Origin of the sequence: Bradyrhizobium hereditatis (assembly GCF_020329435.1) — a bacterium.
Classification (GTDB): domain Bacteria; phylum Pseudomonadota; class Alphaproteobacteria; order Rhizobiales; family Xanthobacteraceae; genus Bradyrhizobium; species Bradyrhizobium hereditatis.
The window spans coordinates 210,478-233,387 of record NZ_JAGKJK010000009.1; the positions used below are offsets into that span (position 1 = coordinate 210,478).

The 22,910-nt window shown below is 63.3% G+C and carries 18 protein-coding genes; 12 read left to right on the top strand and 6 right to left on the bottom strand.

Annotated elements, in window-relative coordinates; all coding sequences use genetic code 11:
* Together J6524_RS22165 and J6524_RS22170 are read right to left on the bottom strand one after the other, a co-directional pair.
* Entirely contained in the window at positions 1 to 978 is a 978-nt protein-coding gene (locus tag J6524_RS22165; RefSeq protein ID WP_225674376.1) for an ABC transporter permease, read from the bottom strand.
* Between the two features lie 24 nt (positions 979 to 1,002).
* Entirely contained in the window at positions 1,003 to 2,619 is a 1,617-nt protein-coding gene (locus J6524_RS22170; protein ID WP_225674378.1) for an ABC transporter substrate-binding protein, read from the bottom strand.
* A 428-nt stretch (positions 2,620 to 3,047) separates the two neighbouring features.
* On the opposite strand from J6524_RS22170, the gene J6524_RS22175 reads away from it, so the two are divergent.
* Positions 3,048 to 3,347, top strand: a complete 300-nt coding sequence (locus J6524_RS22175) for an HU family DNA-binding protein (RefSeq protein ID WP_225674380.1) — start codon at positions 3,048 to 3,050, stop codon at positions 3,345 to 3,347.
* A 284-nt stretch (positions 3,348 to 3,631) separates the two neighbouring features.
* On the opposite strand, the gene J6524_RS22180 is transcribed toward J6524_RS22175, so the two are convergent.
* Positions 3,632 to 4,411, bottom strand: a complete 780-nt coding sequence (locus J6524_RS22180) for an SDR family oxidoreductase (protein WP_225674383.1) — start codon at positions 4,409 to 4,411, stop codon at positions 3,632 to 3,634.
* A 197-nt stretch (positions 4,412 to 4,608) separates the two neighbouring features.
* Here J6524_RS22180 and J6524_RS22185 point away from each other — a divergent pair, with 197 nt between their 5' ends.
* The 6 genes from J6524_RS22185 (at position 4,609) to J6524_RS22210 (ending at position 14,010) form a co-directional block, all read left to right on the top strand.
* Positions 4,609 to 5,454, top strand: a complete 846-nt coding sequence (locus J6524_RS22185) for a CmcJ/NvfI family oxidoreductase (protein ID WP_225674385.1) — start codon at positions 4,609 to 4,611, stop codon at positions 5,452 to 5,454.
* A 75-nt stretch (positions 5,455 to 5,529) separates the two neighbouring features.
* Entirely contained in the window at positions 5,530 to 6,765 is a 1,236-nt protein-coding gene (locus J6524_RS22190) for an MFS transporter (RefSeq protein ID WP_225674386.1), read from the top strand.
* A 98-nt stretch (positions 6,766 to 6,863) separates the two neighbouring features.
* Entirely contained in the window at positions 6,864 to 8,180 is a 1,317-nt protein-coding gene (locus J6524_RS22195; protein ID WP_225674388.1) for an aspartate aminotransferase family protein, read from the top strand.
* Between the two features lie 175 nt (positions 8,181 to 8,355).
* Entirely contained in the window at positions 8,356 to 10,023 is a 1,668-nt protein-coding gene (locus J6524_RS22200) for a hydantoinase B/oxoprolinase family protein (RefSeq protein ID WP_225674390.1), read from the top strand.
* Positions 10,020 to 12,065 carry a hydantoinase/oxoprolinase family protein gene (locus J6524_RS22205; RefSeq protein WP_225674392.1) on the top strand — a complete coding sequence of 682 codons (2,046 nt, stop codon included), beginning with the start codon at positions 10,020 to 10,022 and terminating at the stop codon, positions 12,063 to 12,065. The genes J6524_RS22200 and J6524_RS22205 overlap by 4 nt, the downstream gene beginning before the upstream one ends.
* Positions 12,066 to 12,780: 715 nt before the next feature.
* The gene (locus J6524_RS22210; RefSeq protein ID WP_225674394.1) at positions 12,781 to 14,010 is read left to right on the top strand and encodes an ABC transporter substrate-binding protein; all 1,230 of its coding nucleotides are present in this window, start codon (positions 12,781 to 12,783) and stop codon (positions 14,008 to 14,010) included.
* 154 nt (positions 14,011 to 14,164) lie between these two features.
* On the opposite strand, the gene J6524_RS22215 is transcribed toward J6524_RS22210, so the two are convergent.
* Together J6524_RS22215 and J6524_RS22220 are read right to left on the bottom strand one after the other, a co-directional pair.
* Positions 14,165 to 15,379, bottom strand: a complete 1,215-nt coding sequence (locus tag J6524_RS22215) for a mandelate racemase/muconate lactonizing enzyme family protein (RefSeq protein ID WP_225674396.1) — start codon at positions 15,377 to 15,379, stop codon at positions 14,165 to 14,167.
* 238 nt (positions 15,380 to 15,617) lie between these two features.
* Positions 15,618 to 16,853 (bottom strand): amidohydrolase family protein, encoded by a 1,236-nt coding sequence (locus tag J6524_RS22220; RefSeq protein ID WP_225674398.1) that lies wholly within the window; start codon positions 16,851 to 16,853, stop codon positions 15,618 to 15,620.
* 157 nt (positions 16,854 to 17,010) lie between these two features.
* Between J6524_RS22220 and J6524_RS22225 the strand changes: the two genes are divergently transcribed.
* The gene (locus tag J6524_RS22225) at positions 17,011 to 17,430 is read left to right on the top strand and encodes a nuclear transport factor 2-like protein (protein ID WP_225674400.1); all 420 of its coding nucleotides are present in this window, start codon (positions 17,011 to 17,013) and stop codon (positions 17,428 to 17,430) included.
* 137 nt (positions 17,431 to 17,567) lie between these two features.
* Here J6524_RS22225 and J6524_RS22230 read toward each other — a convergent pair whose 3' ends face one another.
* The gene (locus J6524_RS22230; protein ID WP_225674402.1) at positions 17,568 to 18,329 is read right to left on the bottom strand and encodes a GntR family transcriptional regulator; all 762 of its coding nucleotides are present in this window, start codon (positions 18,327 to 18,329) and stop codon (positions 17,568 to 17,570) included.
* A 191-nt stretch (positions 18,330 to 18,520) separates the two neighbouring features.
* Between J6524_RS22230 and J6524_RS22235 the strand changes: the two genes are divergently transcribed.
* From J6524_RS22235 to J6524_RS22250, 4 genes are all read left to right on the top strand, one after another.
* Positions 18,521 to 19,384 (top strand): ABC transporter ATP-binding protein, encoded by an 864-nt coding sequence (locus J6524_RS22235; protein ID WP_376712060.1) that lies wholly within the window; start codon positions 18,521 to 18,523, stop codon positions 19,382 to 19,384.
* Between the two features lies 1 nt (position 19,385).
* Positions 19,386 to 20,162 carry an ABC transporter permease gene (locus tag J6524_RS22240; protein WP_225674406.1) on the top strand — a complete coding sequence of 259 codons (777 nt, stop codon included), beginning with the start codon at positions 19,386 to 19,388 and terminating at the stop codon, positions 20,160 to 20,162.
* A gap of 48 nt (positions 20,163 to 20,210) precedes the next feature.
* Complete coding sequence (locus J6524_RS22245) at positions 20,211 to 21,236, top strand: ABC transporter substrate-binding protein (RefSeq protein WP_225674407.1); 1,026 nt, start codon at positions 20,211 to 20,213, stop codon at positions 21,234 to 21,236.
* 103 nt (positions 21,237 to 21,339) lie between these two features.
* Positions 21,340 to 22,782, top strand: coding sequence for an amidohydrolase family protein (locus tag J6524_RS22250; protein ID WP_225674409.1), 1,443 nt, complete (start codon positions 21,340 to 21,342; stop codon positions 22,780 to 22,782).
* Positions 22,783 to 22,910 lie beyond the last annotated feature (128 nt).

A 22,910-nucleotide genomic window follows, 5' to 3' on the forward strand; every position in this document is an offset into this window, starting at 1 on the left:
CTAGCCCTCCGCCATGATGCGCGGATCGAGCCGCGCATAGATGAGGTCGACGATGAAGTTCACGGTGATGACCAGCAGCGCGGAGACGAAGACGATGCCGAGTAGCGTGTTGAGGTCGCGCTGCACCACCGATTCATAGGCGAGCCGGCCGAGGCCCGGCAGCGAGAACACGCTTTCGACCACCACCGATCCGCCCAGCATGGTGCCGGCCTGCAGCCCGATCAGTGTCACCATCGGGAGCAACGCGTTGCGCAGCACGTGCCGCGTCACCACGCGCGTCTCGTCCAGGCCCTTGGCGCGCGCGGTGCGGACGTAGTCGAGATTGAGCACCTCCAGCATCGAGGCGCGCATGATGCGGAGGTAAATGGCGAGGAAGATCAGCCCAAGGGTCAGCGTCGGCAGCACCAGATGGCTTGCGATATCGAGCGCGCGCCAGATGCCGGTTCGCGCCGCGCCGATGTCCTCGAAGCCGCCGGGCGGCAGCCATTGCAGGTAGACCGAAAACACCACAATCGCCATCAGCCCGAACCAGAATGAGGGCGTCGCGTAGAAGATCAGACCGAGGGTGGAGATCAGCGTATCAGGCCAGCGGTTGACGCCGCGGGCCGCGATCACGCCGAATACGAGACCGAAGAAGAACGCGAATGACAGCGAGGCCGTCATCAACAGGATGGTCGGCGGCAGCCGTTCCAGGATCACCGATGCCACCGGCTTGCCGTAGATCGAGGAAAAGCCGAGATCGAGCCGCACCAGCCGCCAGAGATAGTTGCCGAGCTGCGCCGGGATCGAGAGGTCGAGCCCGTAGAATTTGCGCAGCTCGCGGGCGGTTGCGGCATCGCCGCCGCCCATCTGCGCCATCATGGCGTCCACAGTGTCGCCCGGCGCGAACTGCAAGAGCAGGAACACGCCGATCAGGATCAGAACGAGGGTCGGGATCGAGGCGGCCAAACGCCGCCCCGCAAGGTTCAGGATGCGCATAGACCTATCTTGGCGGATATCGGCTTAAGCCGAAAGCCAAAGATCGTGCCAGCTCGCCGAGCCCCAGCGCGGGGTGTTGGAGTGGTTGCGCGCCTTTGCCGTGATCGTGGTGAGGAAGATCTGCTCGATCGGCATCCAGACCGGCAGCTCCGTGTTCACCTCCTTGACGAACTGGGCGTACAGCGCCTTGCGCTTGGCCGGATCAACCTCGGTGGCGGCATCGTCGATGGTCTTGTCGACGTTCTTGTCCTCCCAGCCCCATTGGTTGGTCCAGGGCGCGCCCTTCGGCTGGCCCGAGCGATACCAGACGGTGGTCGAGACCGCGGGGTCGTTGCGGTACTGGTGCCAGCCGGTCGCGATATCGAAGGCGTGCTCGTCATAGACCTGCTTGAGGAAGCCGCCGCCGTCGTTGCGGACGATCTCGACGGGAATGCCGACCTCGCCGAGCGATTGCTGGATGAAGGTCGACCACAGCGAGATGTCCTCGCCCCAGGGCGCCGGCAACAGTCTTAGCGAGAAGCGGGTGCCGCCGCGGCCCGCCTTGAAGCCGGCTTCGTCGAGCAGCGCGGCCGCCTTGGCCTTGTCGTAGGGATATTGCGGCGTATTCGGCCCGGGATAGAAATCGGTCGAGGTCGAGGGGATCGGCCCGGTGCCGAGCTTGGCGAAATCGCCGAGGAAGTTCTCGATGAAAAACGGCACGTTGATCGCATGCGCGATCGCGCGGCGAACCCTGATGTCGGACAGTTCCTTGCGGCGGAAGTTGAATTCCAACGTGTTGGTCCGCGCATTGCCTTCATTGCCCTTGGTCGAGACGATGAAGCGCTTGTCCTTGCCGAGGCGAGCGAGATCCGAGAGCGTCAGACTGGAGAATGGAGCGTAGTGAAGTTCGCCGGCTTCCATTTGCGCCGCCGCCGCTGCGCGATCGGTGATCACCTTCCATACGATACGATCGAGATAGGGCGCGTTCGGCCGCCAGTAATTCTCGTTGCGGTCGGCAATGATGTATTGGCCGCGCTCATATTTGACGAACTTGAACGGGCCGGTCCCGACGGGTGCGAGGTTGGTCGGGTTCTGCCTGATATCGCCGCTCTCATAGAGATGCCTGGCCGAGACATAGCCGAGGTCGGGTAGCGCCCGCAGCAGCAGGTTCAGCGGCATCGGCCGGTCGTATTTGAAGATCGCGGTGTGCGGATCAGGCGTCTCGACCGCGGTGAGGAACAGCTGCAGCGTCGATCCGTAATTGAGGATCTTCTTCCACATGTTCATCGCGGTGAATTCGACGTCGGCCGAGGTGAACGGCTTGCCGTCGTGCCAGGTGATGCCTTGGCGCAGTTTGAAGGTCACCGTTTTGCCGTCGGGGGTAGCTTCCCAGCTCTCGGCGAGCACGCCGACCGGCTGGCCGTTGGCGTCGAGGTCGACCAGGTTCTCCTGGATCTTGCCGCCGATGATGTAGACGCCGGTGGAGGCCTGGAGGCTCGGGTTGAGCTGGCGCTGCTCGGCGGCGTAATGGACGTTGAACACGCCGCCCTTGCGCGGCGTCTCCTGGGCAAAGGCCCGCATCGGATTGATCACGTTGGCCGCGATGGCCGCCGATGTCAGCAGCGCGGTGCGGCGATTGATTTCAAGGCGCGTCAAATCCATGCGAAGTCTCCGAACACGATATTGATGGCGAACCGTTCACGCGTCCGCCTTGAGGGCGATGTTACGATGGAACGTGAGCGCGAGTCATTTTCAAATCGCGCGGGCATCCGGAAAATCCTTCCTGAAACAACGTGCTTAGCGGCCGATCCATCTGCGCATTTTGTCGCGCCGGAAGCCAAATCAGGGCTCGCTCCGATAGAGGCGGAGAGGGGAGAGCAGCCCCGGATTGTCCGAATTTGGGCGCTCGGGCAGCGCTGAATCCCTCTAAAAATAGGCCCTGGACGGCTTCCGATGTTAAAAAACCCGGAAAAATTGGACGAATCACTACAACTCGACTAGCGAGATACTTGTGCAGATGTCGAAAACCCCGTTTTTTTAGGCGGTTTCCGCACATATCGTCGCCCTGTGCCAGAATCAATGGAGCAACCATGGCCACCCAAATGTCTAAGTCGCAGCTGATCGAGAAGATCGCGACCACCACCGAAATTTCGAAGAAAGAGGTCAAGAACGTGATGGACACGCTCGTTGACGTCGGTCACAAGGAGCTCAAGAAGAACGGGGTATTCCTCGTTCCTGGCTTCGCGAAGTTCGTCGTGGTCAAGAAGCCCGCGACCAAGGCTCGTAAGGGCACCAACCCCTTCACGGGCGAAGAGATGATGTTCAAGGCCAAGCCGGCCCGCAAGATCGTCCGGGCCCGCCCGGTCAAGGCCGCCAAGGACGCGGTCTAAGAGCGATCTAATAAAAGCGAGAAGGCCTCCGGCGACGGGGGCCTTTTTGTTTTTCACCTCGCCCCGTCGTCCCTGCGAACGCAGGGGCCCATACCGCGTGATTTCTCTTGTGGCACCGTGGCAGACGCCGTCCTTCCAAACGAAGCCCTGTGATTATGGGTCGCTGCGTTCGCAGGGACGACGGGGGAGAGAGTTCGTGCACGTCATCCGCCACAGCTCGTCATCCCCGCAAGGGCGGGGCGAGGGAGGAGCGGGCACGCACGTTGCGCCTTTGCCAAGTTGCCCTACACCACCGGCGAACGGCCGCCGTCGACATTGATCGCCGTGCCGGTGATGAACGATCCCTGATCGGAAGCAAGGAAGCAGGCGAGGTTGGCGAATTCCTCCGCCGTGCCGATGCGGCCCAAGGGCGTGCCCTTGGCGAGGTTCTTGGCGAACACCTCGAAGTCCGTGTCGGGCGCCTGTGCCGCATGCCGCTTCACCCATTGATCGCTCATGATCAGGCCGACCAGCATCGCATTCACCAGGATGTTGTGCTCGCCGCCCTCGCTCGCCATCACCTTGGTCAGCGCCATGCCAGCTGCCCGAGACACCGAGGTGGGCGCCGACGAGCCCGCGGGCGCCTTGGCATAGGTGTTGAGCACGTTGATGATGCGGCCCCATTTGCGCGCCTTCATGCCGGGCCAGACCAGGCGGCTGAAGCGGATCGCCGCGAACAGTTTGAGGTCGAGGTCTTCCTGCCAGGCTTCGTCGGAAATGTTCTCGAACGCCATCGTCCGCGCGGTGCCGGCGTTGTTGATCAGGATATCGACCGGGCCGAGATCGCTGACAATCTTGTCATGCGCGCTTGCAATATCCGCCGCCTTCGAGACGTCGCAGACATAGTCCCGAACCACAAGGCCGTCCTTGCCGAGTTGCTCCCGCGCGGCTTTCAAATCCTGCGCGCCGCGCGCGAGGATCGCCACCTTGGCGCCAGCGCCGGCAAAGCGCCGCGCGACCGCAAACCCAATTCCCTTGCTGCCGCCGGTGACCACGGCGACGCGATCTTTCATCGTGACTTGCATCTCGTTCTCCAATCACGGTCGATGACGCCCCCGTGAATGCCGGAAATACTATCCGGTTCGGAAGGCGCTTTAGACAAGGATTTTTCCTGTTTGGCCGCACGGCGAATGGCATCGTTGCTATTTTTGCAAAGCGCCTTGTGGAGCCCGGCGGCCGCGCCAAGATCAAATAGAACAACAATGGAGTCCAGGAGACCACCATGGGCCTGCAGCAAGCAAAACTCGAATCGCTTCCCTACGTTACCGCCGAAGTGAACTATCTCGCGCCGGTCGCAGGAAAGCCCCGCACCTACGCTTTCGATCCGCCGCCGGGCGAGCCCAAATCGACCGCGCTGCCCGAACCGCACAACGTCCCGATCTTCGATGCGCGCCTGATCGCCGCCAATCTCTCCCTGGATCGCGAAGGCTTTGCGCTGGTCCGCCATCCCACCATCGTCAGGAATTTCTACGACGATAATGAGGTGCGGAACGTCTACTATCCCGCCGTAGAAGCCTTTCTCAAGGCGACACTGAAAGCGGACCGCGTCTTCATCTTCGACCACACCGTGCGCAAGCGCGTAGAGGGCGCCGCTGATGTCAGAGGCGCCGGCCCGCGCCAGCCGGCCACGCGGGTGCATGTCGACCAGACCGAAAAATCCGGCGCCAACCGCGTTCGCGAGCATCTGCCCGATGAGGCGGAAGAACTGTTGAAGGGGCGCGTGCAGGTCATCAATGTGTGGCGGCCGATCCGCGGCCCCTTGCGGGATACGCCGCTCGCCATGTGCGATGGCCAGACCGTCGAGGCCGGTGATCTCGTCGCCTCCGACCTGATCTATCCGAACCGCAGCGGCGAGACTTATTCGGTCAAATACAACCCGAACCACCGCTGGTACTACATTCCGGAAATGCGGGCCGACGAGGCGTTGCTGCTCAAATGCTACGATTCCGCAACCGACGGCCGCACGCGGTTCGGGCCGCATACCGCCTTCACCGATCCGACCACGCCGGCCGATGCGCCCCCGCGCGAGAGCATCGAATTGCGCACACTGGTGTTCCACCGGAACTGATCGCCGCCTTCGGATTCGCGTTCCCGCGATATTGGTGATACCTCGCCCCAAAACAGTTTTGGGGCGAGATGGCTCATGGACGGCGGCAAGGCGGATGACGCTGATATCAACTTCCGCGTACTGATATCAGCGCTTCTGGCGCTTGCCTGCGGCCACATGCTGTCGACCCTGCTACGGACAATTCCGGCGGTCAGCCTCGACGTGATGGCCGCCGACTTCCGCACCGCGCCACAGACGCTGGCGAGCCTCACGTCGATCTACCATTTCGCCTTCGCCGCCTCGCAGATCCCGGTCGGCGCCGCGATGGACCGCTTTGGCGTCCGCCCGGTTTCGTTGAGCCTGCTCGCGGGAACCATCGTAGGCGCGTTGGCATCGGGGCTCGCCACCGGGCCAGCGAGCTTTATGTTCGGACAACTGCTGCTCGGCATCGCCACCTCGGGCATGCTGATGTGCCCGATGACACTGGCCGCCAAGCAGATGTCGGCGGCGCGCTTCGGCCTGTGGTCCGGCATCATTCTCTCGGTCGGCAATATCGGCATGCTGCTGTCGGCGAGCCCGCTCGCCTTCGTCGTCGAGCATTTTGGCTGGCGGGCAGGGTTCTGGATCTCCGCCGGTTTTGGCGCGGCGGTGGCGCTGGCCGTGTTCCTGCTGGTTCCGAAACAGCCGGCCGAGCATGCCGACCCATCCTCGCCGCTGTCGCAGATGGCCAAGGTCCTGCGCATCGGCCTATCGCGACCCCTGCGCGGCCTGATCGCGCTGGCGCTGGTTTCGCTGGCGGCCTCCCTGGTGCTACGCGGCTTGTGGGGCGGCCCGTGGCTGATGGAAATCAAGGCGCTCGGCCGCGTCGAAGCCGGCAATGTGCTCGGCCTGTTCACGCTCGCGCTGATCGCCGGTCCCGCGCTGATGGGCTTCCTGGATCGCAGCTTCGGCCATCGCCGCGAAGTGCTGGCTGCGACGCATTCCCTTGCGGCACTGCTGCTCGCCCTGGCAGCGGCCGGCGCGCCAAATTACCCGCTATCCGAGCTGCTAGGTGTACACGCCGTGCCGGCGCAGATCGATGCCGCGCTGTTCGTCCTGATGGGCATTGCGATCTCGACGCAGCCGCTACTGTTCGGCATGACGCGGCAAATGGCGGGCGCGCAGAATGCCGGCAAGGCGCTTTCCGCGATCAACCTCGCATTCTTCCTCGGCGCCGCGCTGATGCAATCGGCGACCGGCGTGGTCGCGACGATCTTCGGCCTTCCCGCAGTGCTGCTATTCATGGCCGCGGCCTTGATCGTCGGGGTGATTGTGTTTTTGATGTACACGTAGGATGGGTGGAGCGTAAGCGATACCCATCAATGCAGGTTGAAGCGTGATGGGTTTCGCTGCGCTCTACCCATCCTACGATGAGGTTCAAGGAAGCCCGCATGTATCCGGACCCAAATTCCTCTTCGCAAAAAATGTACGATCGCGCGCTGGCGAGCCTTCCCGGCGGCAACACGCGCACCACCGTGTTCATGAAGCCCTATCCGATCTACGCCGCGCGCGGCGATGGCTGCCGGGTGTGGGATCTCGACGGCAATGTCTATATCGACTGCATCAACAATTTCACCGCGGCGATCCATGGTCACGCGCATCCCGCCCTGATCAAGGCGGCGACCGCGCAGCTCGCGCTGGGATCGGCGTTCGGCATGCCGACCGAATCCGAGGTCGATCTTGCCGAGCTGTTGGTGTCGCGGCTGCCGTCGGTCGATCAGGTTCGCTTCGCCAATTCCGGCACGGAAGCCGTGATGATGGCGCTGAAGGCGGCGCGTGCGCATACCGGCCGGCCCAAGATCGCGAAATGCGAAGGAGCCTATCACGGCTCCTATGATTACGCCGAGGTGAGTCTCGATCCGGCACCGGAAGCCTGGGGCCGCAACGCGCTGGTCTCAGTGGCCTATGCCAAGGGCACGCCGGAGAATGTGCTGGCCGACGTCGTCACCATTCCCTTCAACGACCCGGATGCTGCCGTCAGCCTGATCCGCGAGCACGGCGAGGGGCTCGCCTGCGTGCTGGTCGACCCCATGCCTAACCGCGCCGGGCTTGCGCCGGCCGACCAGGCCTATCTGGAGGCGCTTCGCAAAGTCACGCGCGAGATCGGCGCGCTCCTGATCTTCGATGAGGTTATCACGTTCCGCCTCGGCTATCGCGGCGCGCAGGGCATCTGGAACATCGACCCTGACCTGACCACGCTCGGCAAGATCATCGGCGGCGGCTTTCCGGTTGGCGCGATCGGCGGCCGCAAGGATGTCATGGCCGTGTTCGATCCCAGGCAAGGCAAGCCTGCGCTGCCGCATGGCGGCACGTTCTCCGCCAATCCCGTGACGATGCGGGCCGGGATCGCCGCAATGCAGTTGCTCGATGAAGCGGCCTTTGCGCGGCTCGCTGCGATGGGCGAGGCGGTGCGCTCCGGCATCAATGCTGCGTTCAAGCGCCATCGCGTACCCGGCGGGACCGTCGGTCGCGGCTCCTTGCTCAAGATTCACTTCGCCGACCGGCCTGTCCGCGACTATCGCTCCGCCTATCTGAGCGAGGAGGAGGCGCGGCGTCAGACGGTATTCTTCCGCGCATTTATCAATCGCGGCGTGCTATCCGCGAGCAATGGCTTGATGGCGTTGTCGACTCCGATGACGGATGCGGATATCCATGCCATCATTGATGCAGCCTCGGGCGCGCTCGAGGAAGTCGCCCGCACGCTGTGATTTGCGCAGCTCCGTAGGATGGGTGGAGCGACTTGTCCGCCGCAGCTCGAAGAGCGAAGGCGGAAGCGACCTGTCCGCCGTAGCTCGAAGAGAAGGCGGATACCCATCAGCTGCTGTGCGTGATAGTGATGGGTTTCGCAAGAGCTCAACCCATCCTACGGGCAAGAACAGAAGAATGTCCGCCAAGATCGATCCAATCACGCGTTCCGTCGTCCAGCATCGCCTCAGTTCGATCGTCAAAGAGATGGGCGAGGCGATGCTTCGCACTTCCTATTCGCAGATCCTCAATTCCAGCCGCGATTTCTCGCTGGCGATCTGCGACACGAATGCGCGGCTGATCGCGCAGGCGGATCATTTGCCCGTTCATGTCGGCGCGCTGCCCTGGGCGACGCTCGCGGTCGAGGAGCGGTTCAAGGACGTGAAGCAGGGCGATGTCATCCTGCTCAACGATCCCTATTATGGGGGCAGCCATCTGCCTGATCTCACCGCCTTCGTCCCGGTCTTCGCCGGCGACAGGCGGCTGCTCTGGACCATCGTGCGCGCCCACCAGAGCGACATCGGCGGCGCCACCCATGGCGCCTATAATCCCAGCGCGACTGAGATCTATCAGGAAGGCTTGCGCGTCCCGCCGATCAAGCTTTATGAGGCCGGCAAGCTCCGCGACGATCTGCTCGATCTGCTGGCGCTGAATATTCGCAATCCCAGAGAATTCCGCGGCGATCTTGCGGCGATGCTCGGCGCGGCGCATCTCGGCGAACGGCGGCTGTCGCGGCTATTTGCCGAATTCGGCACGGTAGTCGTCGAAGCCGCGATGGAAGCGATCCTCGACGCCACGGAGCAGCAGACCCGTGCGGTAGTCTCGACCTGGAAGGATGGCGTGTTCTACGGCGAAGCGTTTCTCGACGATGACGGCCATGGCCGCACCGACATCCGCATCGCCGCCAAGGTAACCAAGAAGGGCAGCGACGTCGAGGTCGATCTCTCCGATTCCGATCCGCAATCGACCAGTTTTGTGAACTCGTCGCATGCCAACATGCAGGCGGCGGTGGCGATGGCGTTTGCCTATCTGATCGACGCCGAGATACCGAAGAACACCGGCGCGCTGCGTCCGCTCAAGGTGATCGCCAAACAGGGCACGGTGGTGTGGGCCGATCCGGGCCGGCCGGTGACGCTGTGCACCAGCCACCCCTCCAACGAAATCGTGGAAGCCATTGTGAAAGCGCTGTCTGCATCCTGTCCCGAACGCGCGATGGCCGGCTGGAGCCGCCGATTCCGCATCGCGATCCAGGGCGAGGATCCGCGCAATGGAAAAAATTTCATCTGGCACCTGTTCCAGGCGCGGCCCGGTGGCGGCGCGTTCTCCGGCGGCGACGGCTGGTCATCGATCGGGGAGTGGCATTCGGTCGGCGGACTGAAGTTCGGCAGTCTCGAAGTGGCCGAAGTGCGCTTTCCCCTCTATTTCCGGCAGCATGAATTCCGCCCGGGCTCCGGTGGCGACGGCCAGCATCGCGGCGGCCTCGGCGTGTCGCTTGATCTGGTGCTGGAGACGGAAAAGACCGCAAAGGGCAACACCGCCGGCGACGGCGCGCGCCATGGTCCCTGCGGCATGCTCGGCGGCAAGGACGGGAAGCCGCATCTCTATCGTCTGCTGTCCGAAGGTCGCGAGCCGCGCGTGCTCCGTACCAAGGAAGTCGGCATCGAACTGCGTCCCGGCGATTGCCTCGAAATCCGTTCCTCCGGCGGCGGCGGGTGGGGACCGCCTGACAAGCGATCGGCGGAAGCACGTCGGCGCGACCGCGAGCAGGGCCTGACGGAAGCCTCGGCGGAGCAGGCGTCCTCATGATGTTCAGGATAGGCGTTGACGTCGGCGGGACCTACACCGATCTCGTGGCCACCGATGAAAGCGGGCGCACCGTGTTTGCGAAATCGCCATCGACCCCGGCGGATCAGTCGCTCGGCGTTATGGCAGGCCTGGAGGAACTGGCGCGGCGGCTGAATGTTACGCGCGCGCAAATGCTCGCCGCGACCGATCGCCTCGTGCACGGCACTACGGTTGCGACCAACGCGCTGCTGGAACGCAAGGGAGCGAAAGTCGCGCTGATCACCACCGAAGGCCACCGCGACATCATCGAAATGCGCGAGGGCCTCAAGCCCGATCGCTACGATCTGCGCTCACCGCCACCGGCGCCCCTCGTGCCGCGCGACCTGCGCTTCGGCGTGAAGGAGCGGCTCCGGGCCAGCGGCGAGGTTATGAAACCGCTCGACGCGAAATCGCTCGATGACGCCATTGCCGGCATCAGGAAGTCGGGCGCGACCTCGGTCGCGGTGTGCTTCCTGCATTCCTATCTCAATCCCGTGCACGAACTCGCCGCCGTCGAGCGACTGAAGCAGGCGCTGCCCGATATCAGCATCTCGCGCTCCAGCGACGTCCTGCCGCAGATCAAGGAATATGAGCGCGTCTCGACCACGATCGTGAACGCCTATGTCGAGCCGATCGTGCGGCGCTATCTCACCAATCTCGAAGCGCGACTGACCGAAGCCGGCTTCAAGGGCAGTCTGTTCGTCGTACTCTCGCATGGCGGCATGGCGCCTGTCGAAGAAGCCTCGCGCCTTGCCGCAGGCACGGTGCTGTCAGGTCCTGCCGGCGGCATGTCCGGCGGGCGGCGCTGTGCTGATCTCGTCGGCATTCCCGATCTGGTGCCGTTCGATATGGGCGGCACCTCGACCGACATCTCGCTGATCTCTGGCGGGCAGGCCTCGCTCTCCGCCGACGGCATGCTGGCCGGCCAGCGTATCGCGCTGCGCAGCCTCGATATCGCGAGCATCGCCGCCGGCGGCGGCTCGATCGCGAGCGTCGATGCCAGCCGCACGCTCCGGGTAGGGCCGGAAAGCGCAGGCTCGGTGCCGGGCCCGGCCTGCTATGGAAATGGCGGCGAGGCAGCAACCGTCACTGACGCCAATGTCGTGCTCGGCTATCTCGATGCCTCAGCCTTCATGGGCGGCAGGCGGCCGCTCGACCGTGCCGCCTCGGAAGCTGCGGTCGATCGTATCGCAGCGGCGATGGAGTTGTCGCGCATCGAGGCCGCCGCCGGCATCTACCGCATGATCAATCTGAACATGGCCGACGGCATCCGCCTGATGACACTGCGCCGTGGCGTCGACCCCCGAAAATTCGCGCTGCTCAGTTTCGGCGGCGCCGCCGGCCTGCATGCGGCGGAAGTTGCGCGTGAGCTCGAAATCAAGCGCATCATCGTGCCGACGGTGGCCTCGGTGCTGTCGGCCTGGGGCATGCTGACCAGCGATCTCCGCTACGAAGTCAGTCGCACGCATTACGGCGTCGGCGCACGCATTTCGGCCGAAGAAGTGCGCGAACTCTTCGCCGGTCTGGAAAAGCAGGCCGCCGGCCGGCTGCGCTCATGGTTCAACGGGCCTGTTACAATCGAGCGCTCCGCCGAGATGCGCTACGGCGAGCAGATCTTTGAGATCGACGTCTCGCTCGACGGCCTCGACTGGAATGCGCCCAATCTGGTGGACCAGATCGAAGACCGCTTTCACGTCAGGCACGAGGAATTATACACCTACGCCTCGCGCGGCCAGGAGGTCGTGTTCGTCAACGCCCGTGTCGCCGCCGTCGGCGAAGTCCAGCGGCAGGACGAGCGCGCGCGCGAGGCCGCATCATCCAGCGCCTGTACCCCGCGCAGCCGGCGTCAAGCCTTCTTCGGCGGCTGGCGCGAAGTCCCGGTCTATGCGCTCGACGAGTTGCGCCCCGGCCACATGCTGACAGGACCTGCGATCATCGAAGCCGAGACCACGACGGTGCTCGTCGACACCGACGACCGCGTGACGGTCAATGCGCTGGGATGGCTGGATATCGAATTGCGCTGAGACAATGATCGTAGGATGGGTGGAGCGAAGCGATACCCATCATCTTTTGTGCAGCGCAATTGATGGGTATCGCTTCGCTCCACCCATCCTACAGACTCCGCCGTTGCATTACCGATTTCGGCCACTACACGGCCAATCTCGACCATGCACACGGCCAAGGCCCAGTTCGTTCGCCAGCCACAACGGAACCGTTTCCTCTTGAGGCCCATAGCGCACCACCGGCACGACAGGACCGCCGCATGGATCGACCCGGTCGTCCTCAGGGCGATAACGATATCGTGGAACGATATTGTAATCCCAGTAGGGAGCTGGCCTTACGACGGGCACCCTGATGATGGGCCTTTCCCGTGGTTCACGAACGACTTGAGCCGTCTGCGCCTGCGCTGCCGCACTAAACGCGCCGAAGTTGCACAGGACCAGGGCCGTTCCCAAAGCTACGATCGCTATCCTCATGCTTCGACCTCCTTGCCACACACAGCTTAGATGCAACTCGAACATCCAGCGATCTTCGAGTTCGTGCCGCTGCTGAGGGTACATCGGACATCAAACACGCCTGAACTGCAACGTCTCATTTTTATGAAGACTGGCGGACCATCTGGCGTGGCGAAGCCACGCCGCCAACATTTCATTTCAAGAACCTGAACTCCCGCGCTATCATTGTCATCGCTGGGTGGCGTCACGAGCTCTGAACAGCTCGCGTTCGAGGGCCGCGTTGATGAAAACAAGAATAAAATGGCTGCTACCTGCCTTCTTCGCATTGTTCTTGGCATCGATACTGGCCGCCCCGCAGCCAACGCGCTCCGCTGGCGTAACCGACACCGAAATCCGCATCGGCAATATCATGCCCTACACCGGGCCGCTGGCCGCATTTGCCTCGATCGGACGGGCGGAGGCTGCCTATTTCGACATGATCAACGAGCGCGGCGGCATCAACGGGCGCAAGGTGAGGTTCATCTCCCGCGACGACAGCTCGAATCCGAGAACGGCGGTCGAGCACACCCGTGATCTCGTCGAGCAGGAGCGCGTGCACCTGATGTTCGGATCATTCGGCACGCCGAGCAATCTGGCGACGCGAAGCTATCTCAACGAGCGCAACATCCCGCAGCTCTTTGTCGCCTCCGGCGATGAGGAGTGGGCGCATCCAAAGCGATTTCCCTGGACGATGGGCTGGCAGCCGACATTTCGTGCCGAGGGCCGGATCTACGCCAATTATATCCAGGCCGCCTATCCAAGCAGGAAGATCGCCGTGCTCTGGCAGAACGATCAGTTCGGCCGCGATCTGTTCCGGGGATTGCAGGAAGGGCTCGGCATCACCGCCAACATGATCGTGGCGGATATCGCCATTGAGGCGGATATGTCGATCGATGCCCAGGTCGACATCCTCAAGAACTCGGGCGCCGAAGTGCTCGTGCTCAATTGCGCACCGCCGATCTCGGCGCGCGCCATCCGTAAAGCCGCTGAACAAGGATGGTTTCCGGTGCTGGTGCTGGTTAATGCGGCGGCCTCGATCGCCAATGCGCTGCGGCCGGCGGGGCTGCAGAACTCTGTCGGCGTGATTTCCACCTCGTTCCTGAAGGATGCCAGCGACACCACCTGGAAGGACGATCCGACCATGAAAGAGTGGCTCGCCTTCATGGATAAGTACTATCCTGACGGCGACAAGGACGACAGCAATGCCATCTTCGGCTACGCAGCAGCCGAGACGCTGGTGCAGGTATTGACCCAGTGCGGTGACGACCTGTCGCGCGAGAACATCATGCGGCAGGCGGCCTCGCTGCGGAACTATCAGAGCACGGTCGCATTCCCGGGAATAACTGTTAACACCGGGCCGGCCGATTTCCACCCGATCGAGCAGATGCGGCTGGTGCAGTTCGACGGCAACTCCTGGCAGCCGATTGGTGATGTGATCGAGAGCGCGTTCTTGGGCGGACTGGGTGATAAGTGACGTTCAGTCTCCAACCATCATAACCGTCATCCCCGCCTTGTGTGCAATTGCGCACTGGCGCGGGCGATCCAGTATGCCGAGACGCTGGTGATTGAGCCGACAGGCTGCGGCGTACTGGATACCCCGCATGCGCGGGGTATGACAGTTTGGTCGCCTACTTCTTCTGCCCGTAATTCAACAGCCCGCCCTTGCTCTTCGGCGGATGGGCGCGCAGGCCTTCCTCGTTGGGCTCGGTGCCCCAGCCGGGGCGGTCCGGTATGATGAGATGGCCGTCGACGATCTCGGGGACATGCGTGAACAGTTCATGGTCCCACGCCAGGCGATCGATGTCGGTTTCCATGATGCGCAAATTCGGCACCGCGGCGGAGAAGTGCGCGTTCTGCATGGTGCAAAGATGACCATAGAAATTATGCGGGGCGACGTTGACTTCGAAATGCTCCGCGGCGGCGGCGATCTTCATCGATTGCCAGACCCCGTTCCACGGCGTGTCGATGATCGCGACGTCCATTGCCTGCTCGTTGAAATACGGCAGGAAGTCGCGCAGGCCCAATAGCGTCTCGCAGGACGAGACGGGGTGCGGGCTCTGGCGGCGGATGTAGCCGAGCGCCTGCGGATTGAAGGTGTCGATCTCCACCCAGAACAGGTCCATATCCTTGATGGCTCGGAGGATCTTCAAATAGCCCTCCGTCTTGGCGTTGAAGTTGAGATCGAGCAAGAGGTCGACGTCCGGCCCGGCGCCGTCGCGGATCGCTTCGAGATGCATGCAGAGGTTTCGCAGCACCTTGCGGTCCACGTTGATTTCCGGCTCGAACGGCGAGCCGAAGCCGGGCCGCCAGCCCTGCGGCTTGCCGTCGGTATAGACGAAGATGTTGGTCTTCATCGCCGTAAAGCCTTTTTCGCGCACCTCGTTGCCGATCGATTTGACACCATCGAGGCTGGTGATGGCCGGCCTGAACCAGTCGGGATGATTGATGCGCCAGGTCGCGCAGTGCGACCAGTAGACCCGGATGCGGTCACGGATCTTGCCGCCGAGCAGTTCGTAGCAGGGCACGCCCAGCGCCTTGGCCTTGACGTCGAGCAGCGCATTCTCGAGCGCGCCGAGCGCCAGCGCTACCACGCCGCCGGCGGCCGGCCGCGTCGCCGCAAACAGCTCCGCGTAGATCCGCTCGTGCTGGAACGCGTTCTTGCCGACGACGCGCGCCCCGAGCTGTTCGATCGCTGCGGTCACGCCCGGCGCGCCAAAACCCTCGTCATACTCACTCCAGCCGACGATGCCGTCCTCGCTCGTGATCTTGACGAAGTGGTAGTTCCGCCAGCCTGCGTCGCAGGCGAGCGTTTCGACGCTTCTTACGGTGGTGGCTTTTTTCATGATTTCCTGCCCCGCGGGTTGTCGTTGTCGTTGGCCGATAACAACAATGGATTGACAGGGAGGTCAATCGCGGGGCAGCGCATAGGCGAGAGCACGGCCTGCATGGTTCGAGACGCGCGGCATTGCCGCGCTCCTCACCATGAGGGTTTTAGAACACGGAAGGTCTCAGACCTCATCCTGAGGAGGCGCGAAGCGCCGTCTCGAAGGATGAAGCCACCGACGGCGCAGCACACCAACACTACGGACGAAACAGCTTCGGCTTCCGCCGCTCGAACACCTGCCGCCCGTTCTTGAACCCCATCAGCACATCAGGCAGTTCGGCAATTGCATGGGCGCCGCTGTCGGTATCGAGAATGACGAGGTCCGCCGGGTTGCCCGGCGCGATGCCGTAATCTCTTAAGTTCATCAGCCGCGCCGGCAGTTCGGTGACGAGATCGAGGCAGGCATCGAATTCGCTGATCCCGGCATGCGCGACATTGGCATAAAAGTTCGCCATCCGCAGCAGCGAGGCGTCGCCGAACGGCGTGAACGGATTGAGCACGTTGTTGGTCGCGACCGAACAGACGACGCCGTTCTCGACCAGCCTGTGCGCCACAGTCAGCCCGCGCGGCGAATTATGCGTGGCGTCGCGGCCCATCAGATAGAGATCGGTGGCGGGCAGCACGGTGACGGCGACGCCGGATTTTGCAAGAAGCGCCGTTGCCGCTTTCAGCCGATCCGGCGGCAGCGCTGATAATTTGGTGGCATGGCCGATCGCGACGCGTCCCTGATAATTGCGCTGCTCGGTCTGCCGGCAGACCTCGTCGAGATGCCACCAGGACGGATCGAGATCGAAATCGAGATGCAGGTCGACGTCGACATCGAACTTCTGCGCGAGATCGAAGACCTTTTCGAGATGCGCGTTCGGATCGGTGTCCATATAGGGGCAGCCGCCGATCGCTTCGCCGCCGTCGCGCAAGGCCGCGATCAGGAGTTCTTCCGCTCCGGGATCGTTGGTCAGGCCTTCCTGTGGAAACACGCAGATCGAGAGGTCGATCGCCCAGGCATAGTCGCGCTTCAGCGCCTTGATCGCCTCGAAGCCGCGCAGGCCAATGCGTGGATCGATTTCGACATGGGTGCGCATCCGCGTCGTGCCGTGCAGAACCGCGCGCTCGATCACGCGCACGCCGCGGGCGTAGACGTCCTCGACCGTAAACTCCCGCTTCATGGCGGCGACCGCGGCGATGGCCTCACTGACGCTGCCATGATTATGCCCGCAGCGGCCGAGCAGGCAGGCCTTGTCCAGATGAATGTGTGTATCGACGAAACCTGATAGCGCGAGCCTGCCGCCGACCTCAACCACCGCCGCCTCGTATTCAAGCCGCGGCGCGATCGCCGCGATCCGGCCGCCGCTGATGCCGATATCGACGGTGGTCGCCGACGACCTGGTCCTGACGTTGCGGAAGATAAGGTCGAAGGCCGTTTTCGCGTTCATGGCATCGGAAGGGCTCTATGGGGTTCTTGCGAACCTAGCGGAAGGGCGACTGCCGGGCAGCTCCAGATTGTGTGCAATTTGGATGCTGAATTGTTCAAAATATGTGCATGCAGTTCGATGGCCGGATTGTAGACTTCGTCCGTCAGGAGAGCCCGCGATGTCCGTTGCCGCAAATGCCGAACCCCGACAAATGTCGGATGCCGAGGTGGTCGAGGCCTATCTCACAGCGTCGATGATCCCCGATCCCGATACGGCTGCGACATATATGAAACCCGGTACGATCATTACCTTCACCGGCGGGCGCGAGTTCGATCATCCCCGCGGCCCGACCGGCTTCAACGCGCAGCGCTATCGCTGGGTCAAGAAGAAGATGGACCGTTTCGACGTCTGCCCGGGCGCAGAGGAGACGGTGGTCTACAGCATCGGCACGCTGTATGGCGAATGGATCGACGGCACGCCGTTCGAAGGCAACCGCTACGTCGACCGCTTCGTCGTGAAAGGCGGGCTGATCGTGAAGATGGATGTCTGGAACGACAGCGCCGAGCGGATTTTGCTGCAGCGTGGGATTGAGGCGTGAGGTCGTTCCCCGGATGCTGCGCAGCACGCCGCACTTGCGGCGTGGTGCGCTGCTGATCCGGGGTCCACCCGCCGATGCCGTGGGTCCCGGCTCTGCGGAGCAGCGTTTCACGCCGCGCCGCGTCCGGGACACGTCACTTACCGCGCCCGCACGACCTTGGACAGTTTCACCACGCGGCCCGCACCTTCGCTTTCCTCCGCATAAGGCGCCAGAATATCCAGCAAATCGCGGCCGCGCTGCGGCGCAGGGGCGACCAGCGCGCGGCTGGCGACCGAGTCCAGGTGGCTGTGCATGAGGCTCATCACCTTGGCTTCGTCACCCTTGACCAGCGCCGCGATGATCGCGCGATGTTCGTTGATGGCGCATTCCGAGGAGTGCGGCCGGCTGTACAGCGACAGCGTCAGGCAGCAGCGATAGGCGACCTCGCTGACATAGCGCACCAGGATCGGGCTGTTCGTCATGTTGGCGAGCAGGATGTGGAACTCCGTCGCGAGGCGAATCGATACCGCGTCCGAGCCGTCGCGTGCGCGGTCCTCGGCGTCGACATGGGCATTCAGTTCGGCGACCTGGGCCTTGGTGAGCTTGCCGGCGAGCTGGCGCACGACAAGGCGCTCGAGCTCGATCCGGATGTCGAAGGCATCGCGGGCTTCCTGCCAGCTCGGCGTCGCGACCACAGCAATCCGGTTGCGGCGCAGCTCGACGAGGCCTTCGGCGGCCAGTTGGCCCAGCGCATGCCGCGCGATGGTGCGGCTGACGCCGAACCGTTCTCCAAGCGAATCCTCCGGCAATTTGGCGCCCGGAGCCAGCGCCTGCTCGATGATGGCGCGGCGCAGCGCGCGGCAGATCATGCCGACCTTGTCGGACGGCGCAGCGGTCTTGTTGGCGGAGCGGGGCGCCATCGGCGAATCCTGAAGGGCTCTAGATGGCGTCCTCTTATCACATTTGTGTACGAAATGAGCGCCTTAATTGCATGCAGTTCGAGGAGCGAATTGCACAAAAGGAGCTCGGTCGTTTTCGTCGCCGATCGCGATCCCATTGATTTTCCGCGGGAGTTTGGCTGGCATCCAGCTTGCATGCACTTCCAGCCATGATGCGCATGCAACCACATTCCGAATTCCGTGGAGCGCCGGTTCCGGCCTCCGCGCTACCCATCGCCATCGAATTGTCGGAAGCCTCAGTCACCTTCGGCCGTGGCGCCCGCGCCGTGCCGGCCCTTTCCACCACGACATTGCGAATTGTCGACGGCGAGTTCGTTGCGCTCGTCGGCCCCTCCGGCTGCGGCAAGTCGACCATCCTGCGGCTGGTGAGCGGCCTGGTGCAGCCGACATCGGGCGTCGTCATTGTCGGCGGCCGCGAAGTCGCCGCGCGCGCGATGCGCGTCGGCATGGCGTTCCAGAATCCGACCATGCTGCCCTGGATGTCGATCGAGCGGAACATCATGCTGCCGCTGAAGATCGTCGAGCCGTTCCGCTCGCAATTTCGCAAGCTGCGCAAGACTGAGTTCCGCGACAAGGCCAACGCACTGCTTGAGCAGGTCGGCCTCAAGGGGTTCGGCAACCGCTATCCATGGCAGCTCTCCGGCGGCATGCTCCAGCGCGCCAACCTCTGCCGCGCGCTGATCCATGAGCCGCGCATGCTCTTGCTCGACGAGCCTTTCGGCGCACTCGACCAGTTCACGCGCGAAGAGCTGTGGTCGATCCTGCAGGACCTCTGGATCGCGCACAGGCCGACCGTGCTGCTGGTGACGCATGATTTGCGCGAGGCGGCATTCCTCGGCAGCCGCATCTGCGTGATGAGCGCGCGCCCTGGCCGCATCCTCGACGACAGCCGCGTCGACTTCCCGCGGCCGCGCACGGTCGCGATGACCTTCGAGCCTGAATTCGTGGCGCTGAACCAGAAGCTGCGCGCCTTCATCGTCGATGCGAGGGGCGCGGCAACAAAGGGAGCGGCCTGACATGCCTGATCTCGATTATCGCCAGAAGGCCTGGTCGGCGGGGCTGATCGTGCTGTTCTTCGTGGCCTGGGAATGGTTCTGCGTCATGACAGGGATGTCCGACCTGGTGCTACCGCGGCCATCGCAGGTGTTCGTCACGCTGTTCGAGAAGTTCCCGATCCTGTGGCCGCATATCCTGCAGACGCTGGCGACGACGATGATCGGCTTCGTGCTCGGCGTAGGCCTCGGCGTCGTGCTCGGCGCGATCATCGGTGTTTCCAAAACCGCTTACGATACCGCCTATCCGCTGTTGGTCGGCTTCTCCTCGATCCCGAAAGTCGCGGTGGTGCCGATCTTCGTTTTGTGGTTCGGCTCCGGCACTGTGCCGGCGGTGCTGACCGCGCTGTCGATCTGCTTCTTTCCGATCGTCGTCAACATCGCAACGGGCCTCGCCACCACCGAGCCCGAGCTGGAAGACGTGCTGAAGGCGTTAGGGGCCAGCAAGCTCGATATTCTCTGGAACGTCGGCCTGCCCAGGACCATGCCGTTCTTCTTCGCCTCGCTGAAGGTCGCGATCTCCTACGCCTTTGTCGGCGCGGTGCTGTCGGAGACCGTCGCCTCCAACCGCGGCATCGGCAACGTCATGATGACCGCGTCCTCGAATTTCAACGTGCCCTTGGTGTTCGCCGGCCTGTTCGTGCTCGCCGGCCTCGGCGTCGCGCTCTACGTGATCTTTTCGCTGATCGAGGGCCGCATCACCGGCTGGGCGACGCGCAAGAACGACATGATCGCCACCTGAACGAAGATCCCGCCAACCGCCATCCAACCGAGCCCGAGGAGACCCGCGATGTTAGCCAGAGTAAGTGCCGCGCTGTTGGGAGTAGCCCTGTTTGCCGGCGCCGCCCATGCCCAGGAGACGACAATCAAGTTCACGCTGGGCTGGAAGACCCAAGGCTCCGACGCCGCGTTCTTCTATGCCAAGGACCATGGCTTCTTCAAAGACGAAGGCCTCAACGTCGTCATCGACCAGGGCGAGGGCTCGGGCGCCACCGTCACGCGCATCATGTCGGGCGCCTATGATGCCGGCTTCGGCGACGTCAACGCCATCATCCAGAACGCCTCGACCAAGCCGCAGGAGGCGCCGGTCATGGTCTACCAGATCTGGAACCAGCCGCCATTTGCGATCGTGACCAAGAAGACCAGCGGCATCAACACCATCAAGGATTTCGAAGGCCGCACGCTCGGCGGCGCACAGGGCACGCCGACCACGCGGCTGCTCCCGGTGTTCGCCAGCAAGAACAAGCTGGAAGGCGAGAAGATCAAGATTTCCAATATGGCGCCGAACCTGCAGGAGCCGATGCTGATCAAGGGCGACATCGACGCCGCCCTGGTGTTCAACATCACGAGCTATTTCAACCTCGTGCTGAACCGCCAGGATCCCGACAAGGACTATAAATGGTTCTCGTTCGGGGACTACGGGCTGGACCTCTATTCCAACGGCCTGATGGTGTCGCGCAAGCTGCTCGCGTCCAATCCGAAGGCTGTCGGCGGCCTCGTCCGCGCCGTCAACAAGGCGATGATCGCGATCGCCAAGGACCAGAACGCCGGGATGAAGGCCGCGGTGAACTACGACAACCTGATCAATGTCGATGTCGAAAAGCGCCGCCTGCAGTTTTCCTTCGACAAGCTGATCGTCTCGCCCGAGATGAAGGAGATCGGCGTCGGCGATATCAAGGACGACCGCATGGCACGCGCCATCGGCATCATCGTCGAAGGCTATCAGCTCGCCCGCGCGCCCGCGCCGTCGGAGATCTTTTCTCGCGAATTCCTGCCGCCGCGCGCGGAGCGGGAATTGGTGTATACGGCGAATTGACGATTTCTCGTCATTGCGAGCGCAGCGAAGCAATCCATGCCTCGGTTCGGGGATAGATGGATTGCTTCGTCGCTTTTGCTCCTCGCAATGACGGAGTGGGATTATGACCATGGAAGTCCCCGCACACAGCCTGTTCTCCGGCCCCGAGCGCGGCCTGCTCGAAAATGTCATGTTGCGGCATGACAACGGCGTTATCACGTCCATCTCGGAGGCCGCGTCGCCGACGGCCGGCCCGCGCTCCCTCGTGCTGCCGGCCTTCGTCAACGCCCACGACCATGCCCGCCCGACCGCGTCCTCGTTCGGCGCGGTCGGCATGCCCTTGGAAAGCTGGATCCTGCGCTCCGCGCTCGGCACGCCGGTCGATCCGTATCTGACGGCGGCATCAGCGCTGGCGCGTTCGGCGCGGGCGGGATGCGCGGCAATGATGGTTCACTACACCCGACCGAGTGGGGCGATGCCGCTGGTCGAGGAAGCCAAAGCCATTGCGCGCGCGGCCTCCGATGTCGGCACCCGCATCGCCTTCGCGCTTGCAGTGCGCGACCAGAATCCGCTCGTGTATGGTGATGAGGAGCCAGTTCTCGCCGGCCTCTCCAAGGACGATCGCAATACCATCGAACAGCTATTCGTCCGCGCCCCGATGTCGCCGAAGGCCTATATCGAGCTGACGGATGCGGTCGCCTCCGCCATCGCCGGCCCCAAGGTCGACGTGCAACTCGGCCCGGCCGGCGTGCAATGGTGCTCAAAACCCTTGCTCGAAGCGGTAGCGGAGAATTCGGCGCAGACCGGCCGGCGCATTCACATGCATCTGCTCGAGACCGTCTATCAGCGCGCCTGGGCGGATCAGCATTTCCCTGATGGTATCGTCCGCTACCTCCGCGACATCGGCTTCCTCTCCGAGCGGTTGACGCTGGCCCATTGCATCCATGCCCGCCCCGACGAGATCGAGATGATCGCGGCGTCCGGTGCCCGCATCGTCACCAATTTCTCTTCCAATCTGCACCTGCGCTCCGGGCTGGCGCCGATCGCGGCGGCGCACCGATGCGGCTGCTCGATCGCGGTCGGCGTGGACGGTCTGGCGCTGGACGAGGATGACGACGTGCTGCGCGAGATGCGGCTGGTGCAGATGATCCATGGCGGCCTCGGCTTTAAGCGCAGCTGGAGTCCTTCCGAGTTCCTCGCGCTCGCGATCGAGAGCGGCCGCAAAGCGACAGGCGCGCCCGGGACCGGCGCGCTCATGCCGGGCGCACCGGCCGATTTCGTCACCGTCGATCTCGACCGGCTCGATCGCGACCAGATCATGCCGGTCGACCCCATCGATCTCCTGTTCGCGCGCGGCAACGCCTCGTTCCTGCGCGACGTCGTAGTCGATGGTCGGCTGATCGTGCGGGACGGCCGCTGCACCGGCGTCGATCTCGCTGCCATCGAGACCGAGCTGCGCGGCATCTACCGCGCCAGCGCAGCCAACCTCTCCGGCTTCCAGCGCGCCTGGCCGCAGCTTTCGGCCGCGGTGCAAGACTGGTTCGAAGGCCAGCTCTCCTGCAGCTAACGACGAACCACTCTCGCACCTTCCGGTGATTTCCCGCTTCGCGGAACAAATTTCCACTTGCATCGCAATTCCCGCAAGGTTGTCATGTTCGGCAACAAGAATCTGAATCGACAGCGGTTTTCGCTCGC